A 23,849-nucleotide genomic window follows, 5' to 3' on the forward strand; every position below is an offset into this window, starting at 1 on the left:
GGCGCACGATTACGAGAAGGGCGCTCCGCATGATGGAAGAGACTCTACGCCGCGGCGCGGCCGCTGTCTCGACTTCCGTCCACGATGCGGTCGTGTCGCATGTCGAGACCCGTCGTCCGGCCCTTGACCCGACGGGTGACACTCGGGGCATGAGCGCGCCTCCCGAGCTGCCCGACGTGGTCCACCGCGCTTTCGACGCATCCCGTCGTGCCGGCTACGTGTCGTTCTGCCGCAACGAGACCGGGCGGCTGCTCGCCGCCCTCGCCGCGACCCGCGAGGGCACGATGGCCGAGTTCGGCACCGGCTGCGGTGTCGGCACCGCGTGGTTGCGCTCCGGCGTCCGCAACGACAAGGCCAGGATCCTCACCGCGGAGCTGAACCCGAAGCTCGCCGCCGCCGCGATCGAGACCTTCGATGACGACCCGCTGGTCGACGTACTCGAGGCGGACTGGTCCACCCTCATGGACAAGGGTCCGTTCTCGCTGCTCTTCCTCGACTCCGGCGACCCGTCGGCCGTCGCCGTCGACAAGATCGCCGACCTCGTCGAGCCGGGCGGCATCGTGGTGCTCGACGACTTCGTGCCGTGCGAGATGTGGCCGCCGATCACGTCCGGCCGGGTCGACACCCTGCGTGAGGAGTGGCTGACCGACGAGCGGTTCACCACGGTCGAGGTGATGGTCGCCGCCGACGCGTCCGCGCTGATCGCTACGCGCCGCTGAGCTCAGACCTCGCTCGGCTGCGCCCTCCGGATCACGATCCTGGTCCACGCGCCGAGGTAGACCCGTGCGTCCGGCGCGATCTCGCGCTTCTCTCCCACGGGCACCGGGTCGGTGGGCAGCCCACCGACGGCGGAGCCGAGGTAGGTGCCGTTGGACGAGCCGAGGTCCTCGACCCACCAACGACTGCCGTCGGTGGTCAGCTGGCAGTGGCGCCGGCTGATGCCGTTGTCGGACCCGAGGTCGATGTCGGGGTGGATGCCGCGGCTGCGGGAGGTGCGGCCGACCAGGATCGACGTCGTCTTGAGGGGTACGACGGTGGGCACGCCGGCGGACGGCAGCGGATCGGTCGACTCCTGGTCGGCGTACCAGTCCGGGTCGATCCAGACCTCGGCGACCCAGGCATCGGCCAACGGCGGGGCGAGGGACACCTCGGCGGCCGGCGTGGCGACGTCGGGACGTCGGGCATCTGCCGTGCCGGCGTCGTCGGTGCCCGCCGGGACACCCAGGTCGAGCACCGAGGGCGTGACCGGGCGCGGCATCGAGCCGGTGGTGAAGTCGTAGCCGCAAGCCTCACAGAACAGCGCGTTGGGCGGGTTGGTCGCCTGGCAGTTGGGGCACTCCGCGGTCGCCGGAGCGGCCTGGGCCGCCGGGGCCGCCGCGGGCTCGGCGGCCGGTGCGTCGGCCGCCCCCGAGGCAGCGGCGGAGCCGTCCGTGGCCGGCGTGCCGCCACCGGCCGGGATCGGCAGGCCGCAGACGTCGCAGTAGTCGTCCGAGGCCGACTCGTGCCCGGACGGGCAGGTGCTCATGTCGTCGGCTCCTTGCGGATCCGCGTGGTCTTGGTCGACGCGGTGTCGAGGGCCATCTCGTCGGCCTTCTCGACCGCCCGCTTGAGCCGGACGGTGCCGGTCTCCTCGTTGTCGACGTCGACGACCTTGCGCAGCTTGGAGGTGGCCTCGTCGTTGCCGGTCTCGGCGGCGAGCTGGACGGCGCGGCCCAGCTTGGTGGTCGCGGTCGCCTCGTCGCCGGCGGCCTTGGCCGCCAGGCCCTCCTGGATCACCTGGGCGAGCTCGGCCTGACCGGTGTAGTGCGCGACCTGCTGGTCGATCCGGGTGGTGAGCTCGGAGTTGTTGGACCAGGTCGCCTTCACCAGCCCCTGGGTGACGACGTCGGCGCCCAGGGCGAGCTGGACGCGGGCGGCGAGCTGCTCCTGTCCGATCGCCTTGGCCGGCACGCGCACCGCGACGTGGTAGTCGCGGGACTCGTCGGACCACGCGCCGGTCGGGTAGTCGCCCGTGAGCGGGTTGACCGGCGTCCGACGGTTGGTGAGGTCCTCGACGGTGGGCGAGACCTGGCGCACGAAGAGCACCTCGGCGCCCTGGGGAGTCCACACCCGCAGCGACGCGTCGGCGACGCCGCGGGCCATCGCGTTGCGCATGATCTCCTGGAACTGGGCCTTCATCTCGGCGGGGCTCGGGATGATGTCGACCGTGCCGAGCAGCGCCTGCGCGATCCGGCGGATCTCGGCGACCTGCCAGTCGGTGCCGGCGCCACGACAGTCGGCCTGGAAGTAGCCGGTCGCCCGGTTGATCGCCTCGTCGAGACGGCCGGGTCGCTCGCGGTTCTCCCCGTCGGTGAGCAGCAGGACGTGGCGCTGGGTGACGGCGCTGACCGACGCGAAGAGCTGGCCGGCGAGGTCGAGCCAGGTGCTGATCGCCGTACCCCCGCTGCCGACGAACCTGTCGATCGCGGAGGACGCCTCGTGCCGGGCGCGCGCGTCCATCTGGACCATGCCCGGGCCCTTGGAGACCGGCGGGTAGGCGAGCATCGCCCGGTCGGCGCCGGCGATCACGGCGAAGTAGGTGCCGTCGACGATCTCGGCGAGCGCGGCCTGCGCACCCTCCTTCGCGGCGGCCATGGTGGCCGGGCCCATCGAGCCCGACGTGTCGACGATGATGATCTCGCCGGCACTGCCTGCTCCGGACTGTCCCGCCGTCCCGGCTCCCTGGCAGGTGATCGTGACGATCGCGTTGACGTCGGTCCCGCCATCGGGCAGGAACTCGTTCTGGTAGACGGCGGCGTTGAACTCAGCCATCGCTCGGCTCTCCTCCTGGGGTCGGCGTCTGGTCATTCTGCCCGAGGCCGGTCACGTCGACGCGGGCGAGGGCGGCGGTGATGTTGTCGTGCCCGCCGGCGCCGTTCGCGAACGCGACGAGCGCGACCGCGAGCGCGGCGGGGTCGAGCGTGTCGGCGGCGCGGACCTGCGCGGCGAGCGCGTCCGGCTCGGACGCGTAGTTCCACAGCCCGTCGGAGCAGGCGAGCAGCCAGCCGCTCTCGGCGACCTCCAGCGAGCCGACGGTCGGTTTCTGGTCCTCGGAGTCGCGGCCCAGCCACTTCGTGATCGCGTGGGCCTGCGGCCCGGTCTCGGCGACCTCACGGGCCACGCCGGCGGCGATCTGGGCCTGGGCGACCGAGTCGTCGACGGTGAGCTGGACCGGCGTGCCGGCGTCGGGCAGCCAGTAGGAGCGGGAGTCGCCGATGTTGGCCCAGGTGATCCGGCGTCCCTCGAGCACGGCTGCCGTGAAGGTGGCCGACGCGGGATTGGGCGAGTCGGGGTCCGTGACCGCCACGATCGCCGTGTTGGCGGCGGCCACGGCGTCGGTGAGCACCTTGCGTACGGCGGCGTCGCGGCTCTGCGGCGTACCCATCCCCGCCGGCAGCGGCATCCGCAGCACCTCGCGCGCGGCCCGGGCACCGGCCAGCGAGGCGACGTCGGAGTCGATGGAGTTGGAGACCCCGTCCATGACGATCAGCACCGCCCGCGAGCCGGGCTCGGCGCCGGCGAGCAGGGCCATCGCGTCCTCGTTGCGGTTCTTGCGGATCGCCTTGTCGCACACCCCGGCCACCCAGGACGCGGGCTGTTCCTGGAAGTGGTCGCGCTCGCTGGGAGCCTTCGTGCCGCACTCGAGGCAGTAGAGGTCGGGGCCGACCTCTCCCCCGCACTCCGCGCACGGTCGTCGGCCGGCGGGTGTCGGCGGGTCGGGCAGGGCAGCGGCCGGCTTGCGGGTGGGCGCGCTGATCGGGGCGTCGCCGAGCGGATGATCGCCGGGGACGGTCGCCACCGGCGCGGGCACGGCGGCCGGGTCCCCGAGCTGCGCCCCGCAGTTCTCGCAGAAGCGGGCGCCGGGCGCCGGCATGGCGTTGCAGGACGGGCAGTTCACGTGAGGCTCCAGTTCCGGACGGCGTTGGCCTGGTTGACGAGGTCGACCCGCTCCTTGAGGTCGACGGCGTCGCGGGCCAGCATGCGCAGGGCGTTCTCGAGACCGTCGCGGACCCCCGGCTCGGTCGCCTCGACGGCTCCGATCCGGGCGCCGGCAGGCAGCTTCGCGCTGCTGACCACCGGCAGCGCCTCCTTGAGGATCCGGACCGTGAAGCGCTGGCGGGTCCGCTGGTCGACACTGGAGGCGTCGATGGTCCGCATCGCCTGGTCGAGCACGGCGATGTCCTGCGAGCTGCCGGACAGCAGCACCTCGGCCCGCTGCTGACGGCTCTCGGTGTAGCCACGGCTGGTCGTCGGCACCAGGTCGAGGGCGGCTACCGCGCCCGGGATGTCCTGGCGCCCCGCCCGGACCCGGGCCATGCCGAACGCGGCGGGCGGGACGTAGGCGGCATCGGTCGACGCGCACACGAGGTAGAGGCCCTCGGCGACCTCGGGCAGGCCGCCGCGCTCGCACGCGAACGCCAGCGCCAGCTTGGGCGCGAGCTCTCCGGGCACCTGCTGGTAGACCGCGTTGAACGCCGCCTTCGCCGTCTCCCAGTCCCCGGCCTGGACCGCGGCCAGGCCCTCGACCCATAGCGCCCGCCACTCCCACGGGTCGTCGGCGAGGAGCTTCTGCGCGTGGGTCTTCGCGAGCACCGGGTCGCCGAGGTCGAGCGCGGCCCGGGCGCGGGCCAGCCACACCTCGGCGGTGTCCTCGGGCGCGGACTCGAGGTCCTTGAGCCGCTGTTTCGGGTCCTCGTCGGCGATCGTGCTCAGCCAGCCGTACTGCGCGTCGGTGGTGTCGGTGCGCAGGTCGGGCAGCTGGCTCCACTCGGTGATCGGCCGTGCCGTCGCGGGCGACTCGAAGAGAACGGAGGCGGCTGACGTCGACGCCGTGCCCTGCCGCCTGCGGGCGACGACCTCGCGCAGCACGCCCAGGACCTGGGTCCGCATCTCGTCGACGGACGCGAACCGGTCGGCCGGATCGGGCGCGCAGCACTTCGCGATCAGCTGGTAGAGCGAGTCGTACTGCTGGAACAGCGGCGTCGTGTCGACCGGCGGCAGGCTGTGCAGGTAGGTGCCCTGGTAGCCGCGGAACTCCATGCACAGCACGACCAGGGTGCGGCCGATCGTGTAGATGTCGGAGGCCACCGACGGGCCCACCTCGGCGACCTCGGGCGCCTGGTAGCCGACCGTTCCGTAGATCGCCGACTCCTCGTCGTCGACGCGGCGTACGCCGCCCAGGTCGATCAGCTTCATCGCGTCGCCGACCTGGATCATGTTGTCGGGCTTGAAGTCGCAGTAGACGAGGCCGAGGTCGTGGAGGTACTGGAAGGCCGGCAGCAGCTCGAGGATGTAGGCCAGGGACTGGTCGACCGGCAGCGGGTCGTAGACGCCGTTGTTGGCGGACATCCGCTGCTTGAGGATCTGCTTGAGCGACTTTCCGCCGACGTACTCCATGACGATGTAGCCGGCGCCTTCGTGGGTCACGAAGTTGTAGATCTCGACGATCAGCGGGTGCTCGACCTGCGCGAGGAACTGCTGCTCGGCGATCGCCGCGGCCAGGGCGTCGGGGTCACCGGAGTTGAGCAGGCCCTTGAGCACGACCCAGCGGTTGGAGACGTTGCGGTCACGGGCGAGGTAGATCCAGCCCAGGCCACCGTGGGCGAGGGCGCCCGCGACCTCGTACTGGCCGGCGACGAGGTCGCCCTGCTGCAGCTTGGGCGTGAACGAGAACTGCTGGCCGCAGTTGGGGCAGAAGCCCTCGCTGCGCCCGGGCTGGCCGTCGATGCTGCGTCCGACCGCATTGCCGCACTTGGCGCAGCTGCGCTTGTCCTCGGGCACCTGCGGGTTGGCCATGATCGCCTTGGCGGCGTCGACCGGCGGCGCGGGAGGTACGACGGTCAGGCCGGCGCCGATCCGGGCGGACCGCATCCGCTGCGACCCGGTGCGGGTACGCCGGGTCGACGTACTGCCCGCGGCCCCGGCCCGCTTGGAGCCGATCGCGGCGGACTGGACCCGGCTGGCGGCGGTCGCGGAGGTGCCCTCGCGACCCGACAGCGGCTGGGACTCGGCGATCGCGGTCGCCTCCGCCACCCTCGCGCCCGGGACCGCGGGCGTGCCGCACACGTCGCAGTAGCCGTCGAGGATGGTGCCGGTGCAGCCGGGCTGCTGGCAGGTCGAGGCCGCCACGCTGGCCGGGTTGCCCGCGACCGCGGCGGCGATCGGGGCCTTGACCGTGCCGGAGTCGCCCACGGCCGCGGCGGCCGGGGCCGTCGGCGACAAGGCGGTCGATCCTGTCGAGACCCCGGGCATGCCGCAGACGTCGCAGTAGCCGTCGACGATCTGGCCGGTGCAGCCGGGTTGGGTGCAGGCGCCTGCGCTCATGCTGTCGTCTCCTTGATCAGCCAGGTCTGGTACGTCGTGACGAGCTGCTTCGCGATCGCCAGTGGGGACGGGCGCCGCTCGAGCAGACCACGCGCGGCCTGCTCGCTCGCGACGAGGTCGGGATGGTCGGCGACCCCGGACGCCCGCGCCTTGGCGGCGTAGGCGTCGAGCAGGGCCAGCAGCTGGGTGTGCTCGTCGAGCGCCGCGGCGTAGGCGTGCTGGGCGACCTCGAGCGCCTGCGAGACGCGGTCGAGCCGCTCGAGATAGGGACCGATGGCGTCCGGCGTGACCGGCACCGGGCCGAGCGCGTCGACGTCGGGCACGGCGTAGCGGGGCGCGGGATCGACGGTCGCGACGCAGGTCGCCGCCAGCTTCTGCAGCGCCGCCGCGCGCGCCTCCAGGTCGGCGCGCAGCTCACGAGCCGAGATCACCTGGTCGCGGGCGTCGCGGCGGCGGGCGTTGCCCACGATCAGGTCGCGCTCGAAGGTCGTGGCCTCGGCCTCCAGCGGGCCGAGCATGCCGCCGACGTCACCGCCGCGCTCGGCCTTCGCCGTGATGACCTCCAGCCGCGACATCAGCTCGGCGAGCCGGTGGACGGCGCTGTCGCGGGTCAGCGCCGGCTCCAGGCCGACCTGGTCGCGGATCCGCTCGAGCTGCGCGCGCAGCTCCCGGATCCGGGCCGCCGAGGCATCCGCGCCCGGCACCAGCGCCAGCCGGTTGCGCAGCTGCCCCGTCAGCGCGTCGCAGAGCCGCCCCGCCTCGGGCAGCGACACCGCCAGCCCGCCCGGCAGCTCGGTCGCGCCGTCGAGCCGGCCCCAGATCAGCGCCGAGATCCGCTCCCGCTCCTGCTGGAGCACCCGGCCGCCGTCCCAGGTCGCGAAGACCAGCTGGTGGCGGTCCGAGATCGCCTTCCACAGCGCCAGCGCCAGCGACATGTCGCCCGCCAGCTCACCCCCGCGCCCGGCCCCCAGCGCTGCCTGGTCGAGCTCGTCGAGCTCGGATCGGCGGACCCGCAGCCAGGTGTCGAGCTCACCCAGGTAGGTCTGGATCGCGGCAGGGTCCAGCGCCTCGCCGAGCTTGCCCGGCGCGGTCGGCGCGGTGGTGGTCATGGTCGCCTGCACGCTCACCGGCCGTAGACGGGAGCGGGTGGGGTGGCATCGACCTTCAGCGTGGGCTTGAGCCACTCGTCGTAGGTCTTCGTCCAGCGACCGTCGGCACGCATCTGGTCGAGCACGAAGTTGACGAACCGCACCAGCGCGACGTCGTCCTTGTTGAACGCCAGGCCGTAGGGCTCGTCGGTCAGCTTCTCCTGCTGCGGAACCGCCGTGTACGGGTCCTGCGCGGCGAGACCGGCGAGCACGGTGTCGTCGCCGGTGATGGCGTCGACCTCGCTGTTCTGGAACTTGATCAGGCAGCCGGTGTGGTTGGCCGCCTCGACCGCGATCACGTCGGGCTCGATCTCCTTGATATTGGCCACGCTCGTCGTAGAGGTCGGCGCACAGACCCGCTTGCCGGCGAGGCTCGCCGGACCGGTGTACTTGGCGGCCTCGTCGGTGCCGACCAGCACCTTCTGGGTGGCGTTGTAGTAGACGGCGGAGAAGGCGACCTGGGTCCAGCGATCACAGTTGACTGTCATGTTCCGGGCCACCATGTCCAGTTGGCCGTTCTCGAGCATCTTGATCCGGTCGGAGGCCAGGATCACGCGGAGTTCGAGGTCCACACCGAGCGCGTTGGCGATCTCCTGTGCGAACGCGATGTCGAAGCCCTTGAGCTCGGCGTCGGTCGGGTCGGTGAAGCCCATCTTGTAGGTGTCACCGGACACCCCGACGACGAGCCGGCCCTTGTTGGTGAGCTGCTGGACCGCATCGGGCTTGTTGTTGTCGGCGGCGTAGGACTGCGTGGCGTTGTCGCACTGAGCGGGCGACGCACCCGGTGAAGCAGGGGCAGACGCAGCAGGACCGTCGCCGGCCTTCGGTAACGGCGTCGCGTCGTACCCACAGGCCGCGAGCAGGGCGGTCGTCGCCGTCAGTGTCGCGAGCAGAGCTCGGGTTCGCATCATGAGAACTCCCTCCGTCGTTCGCCGATACCTCGGGCGACCGCGACCGCGGCGGCGACACCCAGCAGCAGCGTCAACGCGCTGATCACGAGCGCGAGCCAGCGTCCGCTACGCAGGTCGTCCGTCGCGACCTCGCCGTTCTTCTCGATCGCCGCGCGGGTCGCGTCGTCGAAGGGCTGGAAGGCCGCGCCACTCACGTCGATCGCCTTCTTGCGGGCCAGCTGCCAACTGCCCGCATCGTCGAGGGCGACGATCTCCTCGTGCACCTTGGCGTAGGAGGACCACTCCCCGGACGCCCGGGTGCCCGAGTCGGCCACACCCTTCGCCGCCTCTGTCCAGTCGTTCTCGTAGGTCGCCCCCGACCCGCGCTTGATGAGCCGCAGGCTCTCGAGCGCCTTGGCGTCGTTCCCGGCCGTCCGGGCGTGCGCCTCACTGACGGCGGTTGCGAACTCGCCCTCACGCAGGCCGTCGTTGGAGCTGTCCCGAACCCACGCACCGACCGCCGTGACCAGCGTGACTGCGAGCACGATGATCGCCGCGACGGCGATGCCCTTGTTGATCCGGCGCCGGAAGTGGCGGGCGAGCTCACGGTTGAGCCACACCAGCGCAACGAGGACGGCCACGCCCAGCAGGAACAGCCAGATCGGGTGCTGTCCGTTCATGGCGCCCTCGGCGCGCTCCTGGTTGGCCCTGATCAGCTCGTCGAGGATGGGGAGCGCGGTGGCGCGCAACTCGGCACTGGCGGTGTTCAGGTACTCCGCACCGATGGGGTAGTTCTGCCGGTTGTTGTCGCGGCCCTGGGCCACGGCGGTGGCGTACTCCGTGACCTCCACGTTGAGCGCGGAGAGGGCGTTGCGGTCGGCGGACTGGGCCTCAGCTGCGTTCGCGATGTCGCCGAGGACTCCGTCGATCTCGACGTCGTACTCCTCGCGTTGAGCGGGGTCCTCGAGCCCACCCTTGAGGAAGGCGTTCGTCGCGAGCGCGTCGGCGCGCAGCAGCGAGGTCTTGACCTCCTGCACCCGGATCAGCTGCTCGGTGTCGTCGGCCGCCCGCCCGTCGGCCTGCCAGCCGACGAACTGCAACAGCGCGCTGACGATGCCGAACACGATGGCCACGCTCATCCCGATGAGCTGCCAGCGGTTGAGCAGCGCCGGCGTGTCGACGTACGACGTGCCGGGCTGCGCGGCGGCCGCGGGTGCCGGTGCGGCAGAGGCCGGTGCGGCAGCGGGTGGCGGCGGTGGTGCCGCCGCGGGGGTGGCGGTCTGGCTCACGACTCCTCCTGGGGGGTCTCGGCCTCGGGGTCCTTCGGCGTGCGGGCGACGGTGGCGTCGTCGCCGAACGGGTCGACCGGCTCGGCCGGCTCGACGTGCTCGGGCGGCGCGACCTCAGCCTCCTCGCCCACCGCGGCGGGCTGGTCGTTGGGGTCCACGACGAGGTCCTCGGGCTCGAGGGCCCGCAGCTGCTCCACCGTCGGCTCGGTGACCTCGCGCAGCCGCCAGGCGTGGTGGCCGATCGCGGCCTCCATCAGGTTGCGGACGAAGCGGGCGTTGCCGAAGGAGGGGCCTCGCTCGGTGGCCGCGAGGATCTCGCGCAGGCGGGCCACGACGGGCTCGCCCGCGTCGTAGTCGGCACCCTTGACCATGGAACCGAAGATCGCGGCGAGCTCGTCGTCGGTGTAGTCGGCGAAGTCGATGGTGGTCCGGAACCGGCTCTCCAGGCCCGGGTTCTCGGAGATGAAGATGGCCATCGGGAGCGGGTACCCGGCGACGATGACCACGAGGTCGTCGCGCTTGTCCTCCATCTCCTTCACCAGGGTGTCGATGGCCTCCTTGCCGTACTGGTCACCCGACAGCGAGTACGCCTCGTCGATGAACAGCACGCCGCCCTCGGCGGACTTCACGACCTCCGCCGTCTTGGCGGCGGTCTGGCCGAGGTAGCCGGCGACCAGCTCGGAACGGTCGACCTCGACCAGCTGGCCCTTGGAGAGCAGACCGAGCGCGCGGTAGATGCCGGCGACCAGGCGCGCGACCGTGGTCTTGCCGGTGCCGGGGTTGCCGTTGAAGACGAGGTGGCGGGTGATCGTCGGGCTCTCGAGACCTGCCTGCTTGCGCAGCCCCTCGACCCGCAGCACCGCCGCCTGGCGGTGGATCTCACCCTTGACGTTGGCCAGGCCGATCAGCCCGTCGAGCTCCGCGAGCAGCTCCTCGACCGTCTTGGTCGGCTCCTCGGGCTTCGGCTCCTCCGCCGCGGGGGTCTCGGGCTCCGCCGACTGAGTCTGTACGCCGTCGGCGGGCTGGGGCGCACCCGTCGGTGGTCCACCGGCGTCGGCCACCGGATCGGCCCCGGGATCGCCCGGCAGCGTCGGGGCCGCGTTGTTGAGCGCGCCGAGCTGGCGGCGTACCTGCTCGCCGACCCGGCGCACCTGGTCGAGCATCTGGTCGCCCAGGCCGGGCACCGGCTGGCGTACGGGAAGGTCGAAGGCGCCCGGCGCCTCGACGGGCGGCGTGAGCCCGGCCGCCGGGGCGGACGTCAGGCCGGCCGCGCCGCCACCGAGCTGGGCGGTCGTCACGGTCGTGGCGGCGCCGATGGCATCGGGGCCGGGCTCCCCCAGCCGCGACCCGGCGATGGCCACATCGGCCAGCGCGCCGGCGTAGTCGGCCGACGCGGTGGACTTCTCCAGCAGCAGCTGGGACATCAGGGGCGTGGGGCCGGCGCGGAACCGGTTGCCGCGCTTGGCCGCGAGCATGTGCTCCTCCGCGGAGCGCTCGCGCCCGGTCTGCGCGCACCAGTCGACGAAGGCGCCCCGGGACCGCTCGGAGACGGTGGCCGCGACCGCCTCCCCCTCGGCACGGGCGGCGGCCTCGTCGAGCCCGGCGGCACGGGCCGCGGCGACGAGGGCGTCGAGGGCTTCGGTGAGGGTGGTCATGGCGTTCCCAGCGTGAGGTCGGGGCCGCCCGAGGACGAGTGGCCGAACTTGGCGTCGAGGAAGCGGCTGTGCGCGATCAGCGCCTGGGCGTCGGCGCGGTTGGCGGCGTCGAGGATCTGGTCCATCGTCACGCCGAGCAGCTCGAGGGCCTCGATGAGGATGAGCAGCGCGGTCTTCGGTCCGTCGATGGGCCGGGTGTCCGCCCAGTCGCGCGGCAGCCGGAGATAGGACTGCAGGGCCTCGGGGAGATAGTCGGTGGCCGTCGCGACCACCGAGTAGCTCTCCTCACTGCCCAGCCCGAGCTGACTCAGCCGCGGCAGGGTCTGGTTGATGGTGCGCGCGATCCGCTGCACCCGCGACACCACGACCGGCGGCGCGTTGTTGTCGGTGAGCATCGCGTACACCTGGTTCAGCGCCGCCCGGATGTCCTGCTCGGTGGGCGCCGGCGGCACGACGTACGCCGGCTCCTGCGTCGTCTCCCGAGATCTGCGCCACCACGACCTCAGCCCCACCCCAACCTCGAAACCATCAGCCGCGTCCTGTCTCCTGCGTCGCGCAGGACTCAGCCGATGTCGAGCGTGCCGGCGGCATTGCGGGCGTCGTGCTGCTGGACCCGGTCGAGGTAGGCCTTCGACTTCTGCACCTCGTTCTCGAGGACGCCGATGGTCGTCGACATGTTGTCGAGAGCCTTGAGCTTGAACTCGTCGATGGAGTCCATGGTCGCGTAGATGTTGGCGAACGCGGCCTGCAGCTGCTCCATGCCGATCGTGGACGACGCGGCCTGCTCCTGGATCGCCGCGGAGTTCTCCTTGAGCATCTCCGAGGTGCGCTGGATCATCGCCGACGTCGTGGTGTTGAGCGCGGTGATCTGATCGAGCACGAGCTTCTGGTTGTTCAGCGCCTGGGCGACGATGACGGCCGTCCGCAGCGCGGAGATGGTCGTCGTGGTCGCCCGGTCGACACCCTTGATGAGCTCGATGTTGTTCTTGATGATGATGTCGATCGCGAGGTAGGCCTGGATCGACACCGCGAGCTGGGTGAGCAGGTCCTGGTGCTTCTGGCGCACGTAGAAGAGCACGTCCTGCGACAGCGTCTTGGCGGTCTCGGGGTCGCTCAGCTCGAGCTCGGCGATCTTGGCCGAGAGCTTGGCGTCGAGCTTCTCCGCGACGTAGATGTACTGGTTGAGCCGGCCCATCACGCCCCAGAGGTTGGTCTTCTCCAGGTTGAGGGCGACGTTGTCACGGGTCAGCTCGTCCTGGCCGCTGCGCAGCGAGTGCAGGATGCCGTTGAGCTGGCTCTGCGACGACTGGTACTTGCGGAAGTAGTCCTCGACCTTGTCGTTGAACGGCAGCTTGTCCCACCACTTCTTCACGCCGGTGGCCTGGCCCGGGTCGAGGTCCTCGACGGTACGCCGCAGCGCGAGCAGGGTCTTGCCGACGTCGGAGCCCTGCGCGATCCCGCCCTGCTTGAGCGCGTTCACCGGCTTCTCCAGCATCCGGTTGGACGTCTCTGCCGCCTTGCGGATGTCGGCGGAGCCCATCGTGCGGACGTTCTCGGCCTGCGCGGCGAACTCCGGGCTCCCCGCCTTGGTGGACGTCAGGGAGGTCAGGAAGTTGTCGACCTTCGCGTCGAGCTCGGGCACCATCGTCGCCTCGACCTGGGGCGCCATCTTGGGTGCCTGGGTCTCCACGACCGGGGCGGGCGCGGCCGGCGCGGTCAGCGTGATCGCGGGCTCGGGAGGGGCGAGCGGAGCGGGCTCAGGGGCAGCGGCCGGGGAACCGTCGGTGGTCATGGCCCCGAGCCTATCCAGCCGACCCCCGCCTCATGCAGGGTCAGGAGGGCAAATCAGGGTCTGGTCAGGGATCCCACCGACCCGGGAGGACGACAGGCCGACGATGAACCAGGGCATCATCCACTGCGCGATCGGGCCGATGGTCAGGGCGTAGACCACCGTGCCGAGGCCCAAGGTGCCGCCGAGCAGGACGCCGATCACGACCACGGTGACCTCGATGCCGGTGCGGACCAGCCGGATCGAGAGTCCGGTACGCCGTGCGAGGCCGGTCATCAGGCCGTCACGGGGGCCGCGCCCGAGCTGGGCGCCGATGTAGAGGGCGGTCGCCAGGCCGCACAGCAGGATGCCGCCGACCATCAGCGCGATCCGGGCGGCCAGGTGGTCCGGAGCGTCGAACATCCCCAGCGTGGCGTCGGCGGCCACGCCGACCACGATCGCGTTGGAGATCGTGCCCAGGCCCGGCTTCTCCCGCAGGGGGATCCACAAGACGAGGACCGCGAAGCTGAACAGCACGACGGCCTGCCCGAGCGTGATCGGGACGTGGCGGATGAACCCGGAGTGCAGCACGTCCCACGGAGCGAGGCCGATGTCACCGAGCACCATCAGGGCCAGGCTGACGCCGTAGAGCCACAGGCCGACGTACAGCTGGACGAGGCGGAGGGGCAGGCGACCGGCGCGGAGCTGGGCGACGGGACCGAGATCGGCGAGCTGAACGGCGCCCCGCGGGGCAGGGGCGGCGAGGGACATGGCTCCAGGATGACCTGGATTGGACTGTCGAGAAATAGCCAATCGTGATCCAATGGTCTGCATGGAGCAGACCACCTCGCTGTCGGCCGCACGGCTCGCCACGCTCGTCGAGGGCTTCGACCGCTCCCCCGCCTACGCCGGCCTCGCCGACGCACTGCGCGAGCTGGTCGGGGACGGCCGGATCGGCTACGGCACCCGCCTGCCGAGCGAGCGCGACCTGACCGCCGCACTCGGCGTCTCGCGCACCACGGTCACCCGGGCCTACGCCGTGCTGCGCGACTCCGCCTACGCCGAGGCGCGGCAGGGAGCCGGGACGTTCACCCGCCTGCCCGGGGGACGGATCCGGGCCCTGGACCGGGCACTGTGGCCGAGCGACGTCGGCAACGGCGTGATCGACCTCGTCTGCGCGGCGGCCACCGCTCCCCCGGGCATCGCGGCCGTCTACGCCGAGGCCGCGGCCGACCTGCCCGCCCACCTCGGGGGCCACGGCTACTTCCCCGCCGGGATGCCGGACCTGCAGAAGGCCATCGCCGCGACGTACGACGCCCGCGGGCTCCCGACCGCACCTGAGCAGATCATCGTCACCCCCGGGGCGCTGGCCGCCACCGCGGTGGTCGGCAGCGCGCTGGCCGGCCCACGCGACCGGGTGCTGATGGAGTCGCCGACGTACCCCAACGCCGTGCAGGCGCTGCGCACGGGCGGCGGCCGGCTCACCACCATCGCGCTCGACCCGTCCGGCTGGGACCTCGACGCCGTCGGCGCCACCCTCGCCCGACGGCGGCCGCGACTGGTCCAGCTGATGCCGGACTTCCACAACCCCACCGGGCTGGTGATGCCCGAGCCGGACCGGGAGCGCTACGCCGAGCTCCTCGCCCGTCACGACGCCATCGCGGTGGTCGACGAGGCCCACTACCTGCTGTCACTCGATGACGATGCCCGCGCCGGGACGCCGCTCGCCGCGCTGGCGCGGGACGCGGTGTGCGTCGGGAGCGCCAGCAAGAGCATCTGGGGCGGGCTCCGGCTGGGCTGGATCCGCGCGCCACACGCCCTGGTCGACCGGCTCACCCGCGCCCGGGTCGGTCTCGACCTCGGGGTGCCCGTGCTGGAGCAGCTGGTGCTGACCCGGCTGCTGACCGGCGACCTCGACGCCGTCGTCCGCGGTCAGCGGGCGCGGCTGCGCGAGCAGCGCGACGCCATGACCGCCGCGCTGGCCGAGCACCTGCCCACCTGGGGGTTCCGGATGCCCGGCGGCGGGATGGTGCTGTGGTGTCACCTGCCTGCCACCGGCGCCACCGCGCTGTCCTCCGAGGCCGAGCGGCACGGCGTACTCCTCGCTCCGGGCCCGTCCTTCGCCCCCGAGGGCGGCCTCGACCGCTACGTCCGGCTGCCCTACGCGAGCGCGGCGCCGGAGCTGGTCGAGGCGGTGCGCCGGATCGCGGCAGCGTGGGCCGTGGTCACCTCCGGGCGGGCCGGGGTGGCAAGTACCGCGTCGGGCGCCGAGCCTTTCCTGGTGGCCTGACCCCGGTCCGTTGAGTCGTCACCTCTGACCCGTTGAGTCGTCACCTCTGACCCGTTGAGTGGTCACTTCTGCCACACCGGGGAAACGACTCGGGGCCGTGAGCGACAGAACTGACGACTCGACAGGTCAGAACCGACGACTCAACGTCAGACGAGATCAACCGCGCGGATCGAGGTGGCCTCGATGGCCGACTCGATCTGGGCGAGGGTGTCGGCGGGGATGGCGGAGTCGACGGAGAGCGCGACGAGGGCGTCGCCGCCCTTGGTCTCGCGGGACACCTGCATGCCGGCGATGTTGACCCGCGCCTCACCGAGGATCTGGCCGACGGTGCCGACCATGCCGGGACGGTCGACGTACGTGAAGAACGCGAGGTGCTCCGTGGGCTCGATGTCGACGATGTAGCCGTTGACCTCGACCAGCCGCTCCTTCTGGGCGATGCCGACGAGGGTGCCGCTCACGGACACCTGGGTGCCGTCGGCGAGCGTGCCGCGCAGCGTGATCAGGTTGCGGTGGTCGCCGCTCTCACCGTCCAGGACGAGGCGTACGGCGATGCCGCGCTCGGCCGCGAGCAGCGGGGCGTTGACATAGGAGACCTGGTCCTCGACGACGCCGCTGAAGACGCCCTTGAGCGCGGCGAGCTCGAGCACCTTCACGTCGTGGTCGGCGATCTCGCCGCGGACCTCGACGTCGAGCTGCTGGGCGACCTCGCCGGCGACGGCGGTGAAGATCTGGCCGAGCTTCTCGGTCAGCGGGATGCCGGGGCGCACGTCCTCGGCGATCACGCCGCCCTGGACGTTGACGGCGTCGGGCACCAGCTCACCGGAGAGGGCGAGCCGGACCGACCTGGCGACGGCGATGCCGGCCTTCTCCTGGGCCTCGTCCGTGGAGGCGCCGAGGTGCGGCGTGGCGACGACGTTCTCGAGCTCGAAGAGCGGGCTGTCGGTGCAGGGCTCCTTCGCGAACACGTCGAGGCCGGCGGCCGCGATCCGGCCGGTCTTGAGGGCGTCGTAGAGGGCGTCCTCGTCGACGATGCCGCCGCGCGCGGCGTTGACGAGGACCAGCGACGGCTTGGCCTTCGCGAGCGCGTCGGCGTCGATCAGGCCCACGGTCTCGGCGGTCTTGGGGAGGTGGACGGACATGAAGTCCGACTCGGCCATGAGCGTGTCCAGGTCGACGAGGCGGACGCCGACCTGGGCAGCGCGACCGGCCTGGACGTAGGGGTCGTAGGCGATGACGTTCATGCCGAACGCGGCCAGGCGCTGGGCGACGAGCACGCCGATCCGGCCCAGGCCGACGATGCCGACCGTCTTCTCGAACAGCTCGATGCCGGTGTACTTCGACCGCTTCCACTCCCCGTTGCGCAGGGCGGCGTGGGCCGGCGAGACGTGGCGGGCGGCCGCGAGCATCAGCGCGACGGCGAGCTCGGCGGCCGAGATGATGTTGGACGTCGGCGCGTTGACGACCATCACGCCGGACTGGGTGGCCGCCTTCACGTCCACGTTGTCGAGGCCGACGCCCGCGCGCGCCACGACCTTGAGCCGCTTGGCGACGGCGAGCGCCTCCGCGTCGACCTTGGTCGCGGAGCGGACCAGGATCGCGTCCACGTCCGCGATGGCGGGCAGCAGCTCGGCCCGGTCGGCGCCGTTGCAGTGACGGATCTCGAAGTCCGGACCGAGCGCCTCGACGGTGGCGGGGCTCAGCTCTTCGGCGATGAGGACGACGGGGCGTGCGGTCGTGGCAGTCACAGCGGGGTCCTTCGCAGGAAGTGCGGATCGAGAGGGGTGCACGGCGCTGTGCGGGCGCCGTCAGCCTACTCCCACCCGCCAGGGGCCCGCAGGCATGTCCGCACCCGCGCTGGCACCACGCCCGCGCGCCGGAGGGTCGGTCTCAGGCGTCGAAGAGCGCCTGGCCGACGTACTCCCCCTCGCCGACCCCGGGAGGCACGGCGAAGAGTGCCTGGCCGGTGAACCGCAGGTACTCCATGAGGGCGTCGGACTTCGACATCGCCCGCTGCAGCGGGATGAAGTGGGTGCGCGGATCGCGGAGATAGGCGATGAAGAACAGGCCGGCGTCGAGACCGCCGACGTCGTTGCTGCCGTCGACGAAGTTGTAGCCGCGGCGCAGGATGCGCACGCCGTCGTTGAGCTCGGGGTGCACCACGCGCACGTGGGCGTCGACCGGGATGATCGGGCCGGCACTGCCCGCCATCGCGAAGTCGGGCTCGGTGAACTCCTCGCCGCCCGACAGGGGGGCGCCGGCGCCCTTGGTGCGGCCGATGAACTGCTCCTGGGCCTCCAGTGACTGCCGGTCCCAGACCTCGATCGTCATGTTGATCCGCCGGGTGACGAGGTAGGAGCCGCCGGCGAGCCAGGCCGCCTTCGCGTCGTCGGCCGCGTCGACCCACACATGGGTGTCGAGCGCACCGGCCTCCTCGGCCATGATGTTGGCGGTGCCGTCCTTGAAGCCGAAGAGGTTGCGCGGCGTGGACTGGCTGGTCGACGTGGTCGACGTCCGGCCGAAGCCGAGCTGGGACCACCGAACGGCCGTCGTACCGAACCCGATCCGGACCAGGTTGCGGATCGCGTGCACGGCGACCTGCGGGTCGTCGGCGCAGGCCTGGATGCAGATGTCGCCGTCGCTGCGCGCCGGGTCGAGGACGTCGGCGGAGAACCGCGGCAGCCGTTCGAGGGCCTCGGGACGTCGGTCGCCGATGCCGAACCTGTCGTTGCCGTCGGCGTCCACGAACAGGCCGGGACCGAAGCCGAAGGTGATGGTGAGCCTGCTGGGCGGCAGGTCGAGCGCCTCGCCCGTGTCGTCCGGTGGTGCGTTGCCGGGACCGTCGACCGCGCCGACCGGCCCGGCGTCGCCGCCCCGGGTCATCCGCTCCGCCGCCTCCGTCCACGCCCTCAGCAGGGCGACGAGCTGGTCGCGGTCGTCGGTGGTGACGTCGAGCGCCACGAAGTGCAGCCGGTCCTGGGCGGGCGTGACGATGCCTGCCTGCCGCTCACCGTGGAACGGGTACGACGCCGCGGGGGCGTCGCCCTTCGCCGGGTCGGGCGCGGCGAGGCGACCGGCCGCGAAGGCGCCGGCCACCCCGGCGGCGGCAGCGCCACCACCGAGGAGACCGCGCCTGCTGACGCGGGAGCTCCCGGTCAGGAGGTCACCGCCGCGGTGAGCTTCGAGAGCGGCTCGGACAGCGCGTTGACGGCGTCGGTCATCTTCTTGGTGTCGTCCTTCGTGAGCTCGGTGTAGAGCACGAAGCCGTCGCCGTCGCGGTACTCGTCGAGCAGCGCCTGCAGCGCGTCGAACTTGGCGGTCAGCTCCTCGGCCAGGGCCGCGTCCTTGCTCTCCAGCAGCCCCTGCACACCCTCGTAGGCGACCCGGGCACCGTCGACATTGGCCTGGAAGTCCCACAGGTCGGTGTGCGACCAGGCCTCCTCCTCGCCGGTGATCTTGCCGTTGGCCACCTCCTCGAGCAGGCCGATGGAGCCGTTGGCGATCGCGTCGATCGGGTAGCTCAGCGCGTCGGGGCCGGTGGCCTGGATCCGCTGGTCGAGCTCGGTGGTGTTGGCGAGCAGGTCGTCGGCGTACGTCGTGCGCTCGGCCGGCGTCAGGGCGGTGTAGCCCTTCGCGTCCTGCGGCCACAGGTCCTTCTCGATCCGGTGCCAGCCGGTCCACTCCTCACCGGCGGCGAAGTCGACGTCGGCCTCGCGGGCGTCCGTCTTCGGGTCGAGGTCACCGAACGACTCGGCGACGGTCTCGATCCGCTCCCAGTGCTCACGCGCCTTGGGGTAGAGCGCGCGGGCCTGGTCGTCGGCGTTCCCGGCCTTGTAGAGCTCGACGAACTCGCGGGTCTTCACCAGCAGCTGGGCCGACTGGTCCTGGACGTAGGCGCGGTAGTTGTTCTGCGCCTGGTCGATGAGCTCCTGGTCCGAGGCGCTCACCTCCTGCGCGTCGGCGGAGTGGGTCACGGTGAACGCGGCGCGGATGCCCTCACCCACCATCCCCGGCTTGCAGGCGGTGAAGTACTCGCCCTCCGGGGCGTTCACCGTCAGCTTCTTGGTCAGGTTGGGGCCGATGTTCTCGACCTCACCGACGATCCGCAGCCCGTCGCTGCCGAGCAGGTAGAACTCGGTGACGTCCGAGCCGGAGTTGGTGACGCTGAAGGTCAGCGTGCCGGCGGGCGCCGTACCGGCCGACAGCTCGCACGCGTCCGCGCTCGAGCTGACGGTGAGCGCGCGGGCGTCGCCGCCCTTCTCGTCGCCGTCGCTGGAGGCGTTCTCGGTGCAGGCGGCGAGCGCCGGGACGACGGCCAGGGCCGCCACGGAGGCGAGCAGGGTCTTGCGCATGGATCAGTGCTCCTGAGACTGGAGGGCGGGTCGGAAGATGCGAGTACGGAAGAGGAAGAGCGCACCCACCGGGACGACGTACAGGACCCAGGCGAGGGCCTCGAGCTTCGTCGTGGCGGGCGAGAAGTTGAAGATGCCCTTGAGCAGGGTGCCGTACCACGACGACGGCGGGATCACGTCGGAGACGTCGAACGCGAGGTTGTGCAGGCCCGGCAGGATGCCGGCCTCCTGCAGGTCGTGGATGCCGTAGGCGAGCACTCCCCCGGCGACGAGGATCAGGAAGGCGCCGGTCCAGGTGAAGAAGACCGTCAGGTTGAGTCGGATCGCGCCGCGGTAGATGAGATAGCCGAGCGCGACGGCGACCAGGATGCCGAGCGACGCGCCCAGGAGCGGCTCCCAGGTCGGGGTCACGGAACCGATCGTGTCGCGGGTGCCGGCCTGGGTGGCCGCCCAGAGGAAGAGCGCGGTCTCGAGCCCCTCACGGCCGACGGCGAGCATCGCGACGACGACCAGCGACCAGCGGCCGGCGTCGGCGGCCCGGTCGATCTGGCCGCGCAGCTCGGCACCTAGGCCTCGCGCCGCGGTCGACATCCAGAAGATCATCCACGTCACGAAGGCGACGGCGACGAGGGACAGGGTCCCGCCGATCGCCTCCTGCGCCTCGAAGGTCAGGCCGCGGGGGCCGAAGGTCAGCGCGGCGCCGAACCCGAGCGACACGGCCACGGCCAGGGCGACGCCCGTCCAGATCCGCGGCAGCAGCTCCCGGCGCTCCGACTTCACGAGATAGGCCACCAGGATGCTGACGACCAGCGCGGCCTCGAGGCCTTCGCGCAGTCCGATCAGGAAGTTGGCGAGCACAAGCGGCCAATGTACGCCTGTTTGCTTAGCCTGGCCTCACCTGGTTGCACATGACCTGGATCACACAGGCGGACTAGGCTGGCGGCAGGGAATCGACGAGCGCGCGAAGGAGCCAGACCATGCGGGTTTTCACGACGTTCGAGGAGCTGACCGAGGCAGCCGGCACCGAGCTCGGGACCAGCGACTGGGTCACCGTCGACCAACGCCGGGTCAACCAGTTCGCCGACGCGACGGGCGACCACCAGTGGATCCACGTCGACCTCGAGCGCGCCAAGGAGGGCCCGTTCGGCGGCACCATCGCCCACGGCTACCTCACCCTCTCGCTGGTGCCGTGGCTCGGCAGCCAGGTCTTCACGCTGCGCACCCCGGGCGCCAAGCTCAACTACGGCGTCAACAAGGTCCGCTTCCCCGCGCCGCTGCTGGTCGGCAAGCGGATCCGGCTGCACGTCACCTTGGGCGAGGTCGTCGACATCGCCAGCGGCAAGCAGCTCACGGTGCGCCACACCGTCGAGATCGAGGACGAGGAGAAGCCGGCCTGCGTGGCCGAGACGGTCGTCCTGCTGCTGCCGTAGGCATCGCGGTCAGGCGGGCTCGCGTGACTCCCAGGCCTGGGTGAGCGCCTGCTCGAACAGTTCGGTCGGCTGCGCCCCGGAGATGCCGAAGCGGCCGTCGACGACGAAGAACGGCACACCGGTCGAGCCGTACGCCCGCGCCTGCGCGACATCGGCCATCACCTCGTCACGGAACTCGTCGCTGCCGAGCACCTCCGCGACACGGGTGGCGTCGAGACCGGCCGCAGCCGCCGCGCGGCGCAGCACGTCGTGGTCGCCGAGCGACTCGCCGCGGGTGAAGTACGCCGCCAGCACCTCCTCCAGCAGCGCGTGCTGGCTCCCCTCCGCCCGGGCCAGGTGCAGCAGGCGGTGGGCGCTCAGGGTGCGGGCGTGGAGGGCGTCGGCATGGGAGAAGTGCAGGCCCTTCGCGGCGGCGACCTCGTCCGCCTGCGCCATCATCGCCCGCGTGGCGGCCTCATCGGCACCGAGCTTGCGGCCCAGCACCTGCACCGTGGACTCGGTGCCGACCTCGGGGGCGAACGGGTCGAGCTCGTAGGAGCGATAGATCACCTCGACCTCGTCGCGGTGATCGAAGGAGGCGAGCGCCTTCTCCAGTCGGCGCTTGCCGATGTAGCACCACGGACACACGACGTCGGCCCAGATCTCGATACGCACGACCGGCCCAACGCGGCGTACCCCTGATTGCTTCCCCTAGGGGCAGCCGGGGTGACCTCAGGGAAGGGTCAAGGGATCTGCCCGAAGCGGCGGAGGGCACCGCGGCGACAGGCTTCGGGTCATGATCACCGTCGAGTCCCTCAGCAAGTCGTACGGCAGCTTCACCGCCGTCGACGACGTCTCCTTCACCGCGCGGCCGGGCCGCGTCACCGGCTTCCTCGGGCCCAACGGCGCCGGCAAGTCGACCACCATGCGCGTGATGGTCGGCCTGACCGGCCCCGGCACCGGCGAGGTCCGGGTCCTCGGACGCCGGTTCGCCGACCTGCCCGACCCGGGTCGTGAGGTGGGCGTCCTGCTGGACGCCTCGGCCCAGCACGCCGGGCGGACCGGCCGGGAGATCCTCACCATCGCCGGCCTCACCATGGGCCTGCCCCGCACCCGCGTCGACGAGATGCTGGAGCGGGTCAGCCTGACGCCCGACGAGGCCAGCCGGCGGGTCCGCAACTACTCCCTCGGCATGCGGCAGCGACTCGGCATCGGGACCGCGCTCCTCGGCAACCCCGAGGTGCTGATCCTCGACGAGCCCGCCAACGGCCTCGACCCCGCCGGCATCCGCTGGATGCGCGACCTGCTGCGCGACTTCGCGGACCAGGGCGGCACCGTGCTGCTGTCCTCGCACCTGCTGCACGAGATCGAGGTCATCGCCGACGACCTCGTCGTCATCGGCAACGGCCGGATCGTCGCGCAGGGCACCAAGGACGAGCTGCTGGCCGGTGCCGGCACCCTCGTGCGGGCGACCGACGGCGCGGCGCTCGCCGCCGCCCTCGTCGCCGGCGGCATCACCGCCCGGCCGACCTCCGGCGGCGCCGTACTCGCCGAGGCCGACCTCACCCGCGTCGGCCAGGCCGCCTTCGCGGCCGGGATCGCCGTCACCGAGCTCCGGGCCGCCGACGGGGCGGGCCTGGAGGAGATGTTCCTGGCCCTGACCGCCGAGAGCCAGCGCGAGACCGTCAACCACGCCTCGACCACCGAAGGAGCAGCGGCATGACCGCCACCACCGTCGACGCCGTCCAGGACGTCGCTCCCCCCGCCGCCCGGACCCGCCCGGCCCCGGCCCCCACGCCCTTCCGGCGGGTCCTGCGCGTCGAGCTGCGCAAGATGTTCGACACCCGGTCCGGCTTCTGGCTGATGGCCAGCATCGTCATCACCTCGGTGATCGCGACCGGGCTCACCATCATCCTCGGCGACCGCGACACGCTCACCTTCGAGGCCTTCGCCGCAGCGATCGGCTCCCCCATGTCGATCATCCTCCCGATCATCGGGGTGCTCGCGGTGACCAGCGAGTGGAGCCAGCGCACGGCGCTGACGACCTTCACCCTCGTCCCCCACCGCAGCCGCGTGCTCGGCGCCAAGCTGGTCAACACCCTCGCCATCGGCGCGGTCTCCATGGTCGTCGCCCTGGGCGTCGGCGCCCTCGGCAACCTGCTCACCGCCACGATCAGCGGCGTGGACACGCAGTGGGACATCAGCCTCAGCGCCTTCCTTCAGATCGTGCTGGCCAACGAGCTCGGCATGCTGCTCGGCTTCGCGCTCGGCCTGCTGTTCCGCAGCTCCCCCGCCGCGATCGTCGGCTACTTCGTGATGAACCTGGTGCTGCCGGGCCTGTCCGGCGCACTCGGCGCGGCCCAGCAGTGGTGGGCCGACAACTCCGGCTGGTTCGACCCCAACGAGTCGCGCTTCCTGCTCTTCGACGGCGGCCTCGGCGGCCAGGAGTGGGCCCAGCTGGCCGTCACCTCGGCCCTGTGGATCGCGCTGCCACTGCTCATCGGGATGCGGATGGTGCTCCGCTCCGAGGTCAAGTAGCCCGACCCGGCGCAGATTGAACAGCAGGGAGCGCTGACCCGGCGCAGATTGAACTGTCGACAGTTAAATCTGCGCCGGGTCGGCGCGATTTCGCGTTCACTCTGAGCCGGGTCGGCGTCATCTCGGGTTCAGACTGAGCCGGGTCGGTGC

At 71.7% G+C, this 23,849-nt stretch carries 21 protein-coding genes; 5 read left to right on the plus strand and 16 right to left on the minus strand.

The genetic code is table 11. The features are described from left to right. Positions 1-149 precede the first annotated feature (149 nt). Positions 150-719 (plus strand): O-methyltransferase, encoded by a 570-nt coding sequence (locus KVF89_RS08655; RefSeq protein WP_257424915.1) that lies wholly within the window; start codon positions 150-152, stop codon positions 717-719. 2 nt (positions 720-721) lie between these two features. Here the strand turns inward: KVF89_RS08655 and KVF89_RS08660 are convergent, their stop codons facing one another. Genes KVF89_RS08660 through yczE form a run of 11 tightly spaced genes read right to left on the minus strand, consistent with a single transcriptional unit; the run spans position 722 to position 13,884 of the window. Beyond that, positions 722-1,525 (minus strand): FHA domain-containing protein, encoded by an 804-nt coding sequence (locus tag KVF89_RS08660; RefSeq protein WP_257424916.1) that lies wholly within the window; start codon positions 1,523-1,525, stop codon positions 722-724. Then, a complete protein-coding gene (locus KVF89_RS08665) occupies positions 1,522-2,811 on the minus strand; it encodes a vWA domain-containing protein (protein ID WP_257424917.1) in 1,290 nt (429 codons plus the stop codon). The genes KVF89_RS08660 and KVF89_RS08665 overlap by 4 nt, the downstream gene beginning before the upstream one ends. Next, on the minus strand, positions 2,804-3,937 hold the full coding sequence (locus KVF89_RS08670) for a PP2C family protein-serine/threonine phosphatase (RefSeq protein ID WP_257424918.1): 1,134 nt from the start codon (positions 3,935-3,937) through the stop codon (positions 2,804-2,806). The genes KVF89_RS08665 and KVF89_RS08670 overlap by 8 nt, the downstream gene beginning before the upstream one ends. Then, entirely contained in the window at positions 3,934-6,363 is a 2,430-nt protein-coding gene (locus tag KVF89_RS08675) for a serine/threonine-protein kinase (protein ID WP_257424919.1), read from the minus strand. Before KVF89_RS08675 ends, KVF89_RS08670 begins: the two co-directional genes overlap by 4 nt. Further along, on the minus strand, positions 6,360-7,472 hold the full coding sequence (locus KVF89_RS08680) for a hypothetical protein (protein WP_257424922.1): 1,113 nt from the start codon (positions 7,470-7,472) through the stop codon (positions 6,360-6,362). Before KVF89_RS08680 ends, KVF89_RS08675 begins: the two co-directional genes overlap by 4 nt. 14 nt (positions 7,473-7,486) lie before the next feature. Further along, a complete protein-coding gene (locus KVF89_RS08685; protein WP_257424923.1) occupies positions 7,487-8,422 on the minus strand; it encodes a glutamate ABC transporter substrate-binding protein in 936 nt (311 codons plus the stop codon). Next, entirely contained in the window at positions 8,419-9,690 is a 1,272-nt protein-coding gene (locus KVF89_RS08690) for a GlnX family signal transduction membrane protein (RefSeq protein ID WP_257424924.1), read from the minus strand. Before KVF89_RS08690 ends, KVF89_RS08685 begins: the two co-directional genes overlap by 4 nt. Further along, positions 9,687-11,345 (minus strand): AAA family ATPase, encoded by a 1,659-nt coding sequence (locus tag KVF89_RS08695; RefSeq protein WP_257424926.1) that lies wholly within the window; start codon positions 11,343-11,345, stop codon positions 9,687-9,689. The genes KVF89_RS08690 and KVF89_RS08695 overlap by 4 nt, the downstream gene beginning before the upstream one ends. Further along, positions 11,342-11,857: a hypothetical protein gene (locus KVF89_RS08700; RefSeq protein ID WP_257424927.1), complete on the minus strand. Its 516-nt coding sequence runs from the start codon at positions 11,855-11,857 to the stop codon at positions 11,342-11,344. Before KVF89_RS08700 ends, KVF89_RS08695 begins: the two co-directional genes overlap by 4 nt. Positions 11,858-11,907: 50 nt before the next feature. Further along, positions 11,908-13,137 (minus strand): toxic anion resistance protein, encoded by a 1,230-nt coding sequence (locus tag KVF89_RS08705; protein WP_257424928.1) that lies wholly within the window; start codon positions 13,135-13,137, stop codon positions 11,908-11,910. 30 nt (positions 13,138-13,167) lie between these two features. Continuing rightward, positions 13,168-13,884 carry a membrane protein YczE gene (yczE, locus tag KVF89_RS08710; RefSeq protein ID WP_257424930.1) on the minus strand — a complete coding sequence of 239 codons (717 nt, stop codon included), beginning with the start codon at positions 13,882-13,884 and terminating at the stop codon, positions 13,168-13,170. Between the two features lie 61 nt (positions 13,885-13,945). Between yczE and yczR the strand changes: the two genes are divergently transcribed. Next, positions 13,946-15,403 (plus strand): MocR-like transcription factor YczR, encoded by a 1,458-nt coding sequence (yczR, locus tag KVF89_RS08715; protein WP_257424932.1) that lies wholly within the window; start codon positions 13,946-13,948, stop codon positions 15,401-15,403. Positions 15,404-15,549: 146 nt separating this feature from the next. On the opposite strand, the gene serA is transcribed toward yczR, so the two are convergent. The 4 genes from serA to efeU form a co-directional block, all read right to left on the minus strand. Beyond that, positions 15,550-17,148, minus strand: a complete 1,599-nt coding sequence (gene serA, locus KVF89_RS08720; RefSeq protein WP_257424933.1) for a phosphoglycerate dehydrogenase — start codon at positions 17,146-17,148, stop codon at positions 15,550-15,552. A gap of 142 nt (positions 17,149-17,290) precedes the next feature. Beyond that, positions 17,291-18,559, minus strand: coding sequence for an iron uptake transporter deferrochelatase/peroxidase subunit (gene efeB, locus KVF89_RS08725; protein WP_257425270.1), 1,269 nt, complete (start codon positions 18,557-18,559; stop codon positions 17,291-17,293). Beyond that, positions 18,556-19,752, minus strand: a complete 1,197-nt coding sequence (efeO, locus tag KVF89_RS08730) for an iron uptake system protein EfeO (protein WP_257424934.1) — start codon at positions 19,750-19,752, stop codon at positions 18,556-18,558. Before efeO ends, efeB begins: the two co-directional genes overlap by 4 nt. A gap of 3 nt (positions 19,753-19,755) precedes the next feature. Next, positions 19,756-20,610 carry an iron uptake transporter permease EfeU gene (gene efeU / locus KVF89_RS08735; RefSeq protein WP_257424935.1) on the minus strand — a complete coding sequence of 285 codons (855 nt, stop codon included), beginning with the start codon at positions 20,608-20,610 and terminating at the stop codon, positions 19,756-19,758. Between the two features lie 119 nt (positions 20,611-20,729). Between efeU and KVF89_RS08740 the strand changes: the two genes are divergently transcribed. Beyond that, complete coding sequence (locus KVF89_RS08740) at positions 20,730-21,182, plus strand: MaoC family dehydratase (protein WP_257424936.1); 453 nt, start codon at positions 20,730-20,732, stop codon at positions 21,180-21,182. 9 nt (positions 21,183-21,191) lie between these two features. On the opposite strand, the gene KVF89_RS08745 is transcribed toward KVF89_RS08740, so the two are convergent. After that, entirely contained in the window at positions 21,192-21,836 is a 645-nt protein-coding gene (locus KVF89_RS08745) for a DsbA family oxidoreductase (RefSeq protein ID WP_257424938.1), read from the minus strand. Positions 21,837-21,957: 121 nt separating this feature from the next. Between KVF89_RS08745 and KVF89_RS08750 the strand changes: the two genes are divergently transcribed. Together KVF89_RS08750 and KVF89_RS08755 are read left to right on the plus strand one after the other, a co-directional pair. Then, on the plus strand, positions 21,958-22,884 hold the full coding sequence (locus KVF89_RS08750; protein ID WP_257424939.1) for an ABC transporter ATP-binding protein: 927 nt from the start codon (positions 21,958-21,960) through the stop codon (positions 22,882-22,884). Continuing rightward, positions 22,881-23,699: an ABC transporter permease subunit gene (locus KVF89_RS08755; RefSeq protein ID WP_257424941.1), complete on the plus strand. Its 819-nt coding sequence runs from the start codon at positions 22,881-22,883 to the stop codon at positions 23,697-23,699. The genes KVF89_RS08750 and KVF89_RS08755 overlap by 4 nt, the downstream gene beginning before the upstream one ends. Positions 23,700-23,849 lie beyond the last annotated feature (150 nt).

Origin of the sequence: Nocardioides carbamazepini (assembly GCF_024614185.1) — a bacterium.
Lineage (GTDB): Bacteria > Actinomycetota > Actinomycetes > Propionibacteriales > Nocardioidaceae > Nocardioides > Nocardioides carbamazepini.

Bases quoted from the DNA above. Each gene is read 5' to 3' on its own strand.
- KVF89_RS08655 (WP_257424915.1), top strand. From the start codon at position 150: ATGAGCGCGCCTCCCGAGCTGCCCGACGTGGTCCACCGCGCTTTCGAC.
- KVF89_RS08660 (WP_257424916.1), bottom strand. From the start codon at position 1,525: ATGAGCACCTGCCCGTCCGGGCACGAGTCGGCCTCGGACGACTACTGC.
- KVF89_RS08665 (WP_257424917.1), bottom strand. From the start codon at position 2,811: ATGGCTGAGTTCAACGCCGCCGTCTACCAGAACGAGTTCCTGCCCGAT.
- KVF89_RS08675 (WP_257424919.1), bottom strand. From the start codon at position 6,363: ATGAGCGCAGGCGCCTGCACCCAACCCGGCTGCACCGGCCAGATCGTC.
- KVF89_RS08680 (WP_257424922.1), bottom strand. From the start codon at position 7,472: ATGACCACCACCGCGCCGACCGCGCCGGGCAAGCTCGGCGAGGCGCTG.
- KVF89_RS08685 (WP_257424923.1), bottom strand. From the start codon at position 8,422: ATGATGCGAACCCGAGCTCTGCTCGCGACACTGACGGCGACGACCGCC.
- KVF89_RS08695 (WP_257424926.1), bottom strand. From the start codon at position 11,345: ATGACCACCCTCACCGAAGCCCTCGACGCCCTCGTCGCCGCGGCCCGT.
- KVF89_RS08705 (WP_257424928.1), bottom strand. From the start codon at position 13,137: ATGACCACCGACGGTTCCCCGGCCGCTGCCCCTGAGCCCGCTCCGCTC.
- yczE (WP_257424930.1), bottom strand. From the start codon at position 13,884: ATGTCCCTCGCCGCCCCTGCCCCGCGGGGCGCCGTTCAGCTCGCCGAT.
- yczR (WP_257424932.1), top strand. From the start codon at position 13,946: ATGGAGCAGACCACCTCGCTGTCGGCCGCACGGCTCGCCACGCTCGTC.
- efeO (WP_257424934.1), bottom strand. From the start codon at position 19,752: ATGCGCAAGACCCTGCTCGCCTCCGTGGCGGCCCTGGCCGTCGTCCCG.
- KVF89_RS08740 (WP_257424936.1), top strand. From the start codon at position 20,730: ATGCGGGTTTTCACGACGTTCGAGGAGCTGACCGAGGCAGCCGGCACC.
- KVF89_RS08750 (WP_257424939.1), top strand. From the start codon at position 21,958: ATGATCACCGTCGAGTCCCTCAGCAAGTCGTACGGCAGCTTCACCGCC.
- KVF89_RS08755 (WP_257424941.1), top strand. From the start codon at position 22,881: ATGACCGCCACCACCGTCGACGCCGTCCAGGACGTCGCTCCCCCCGCC.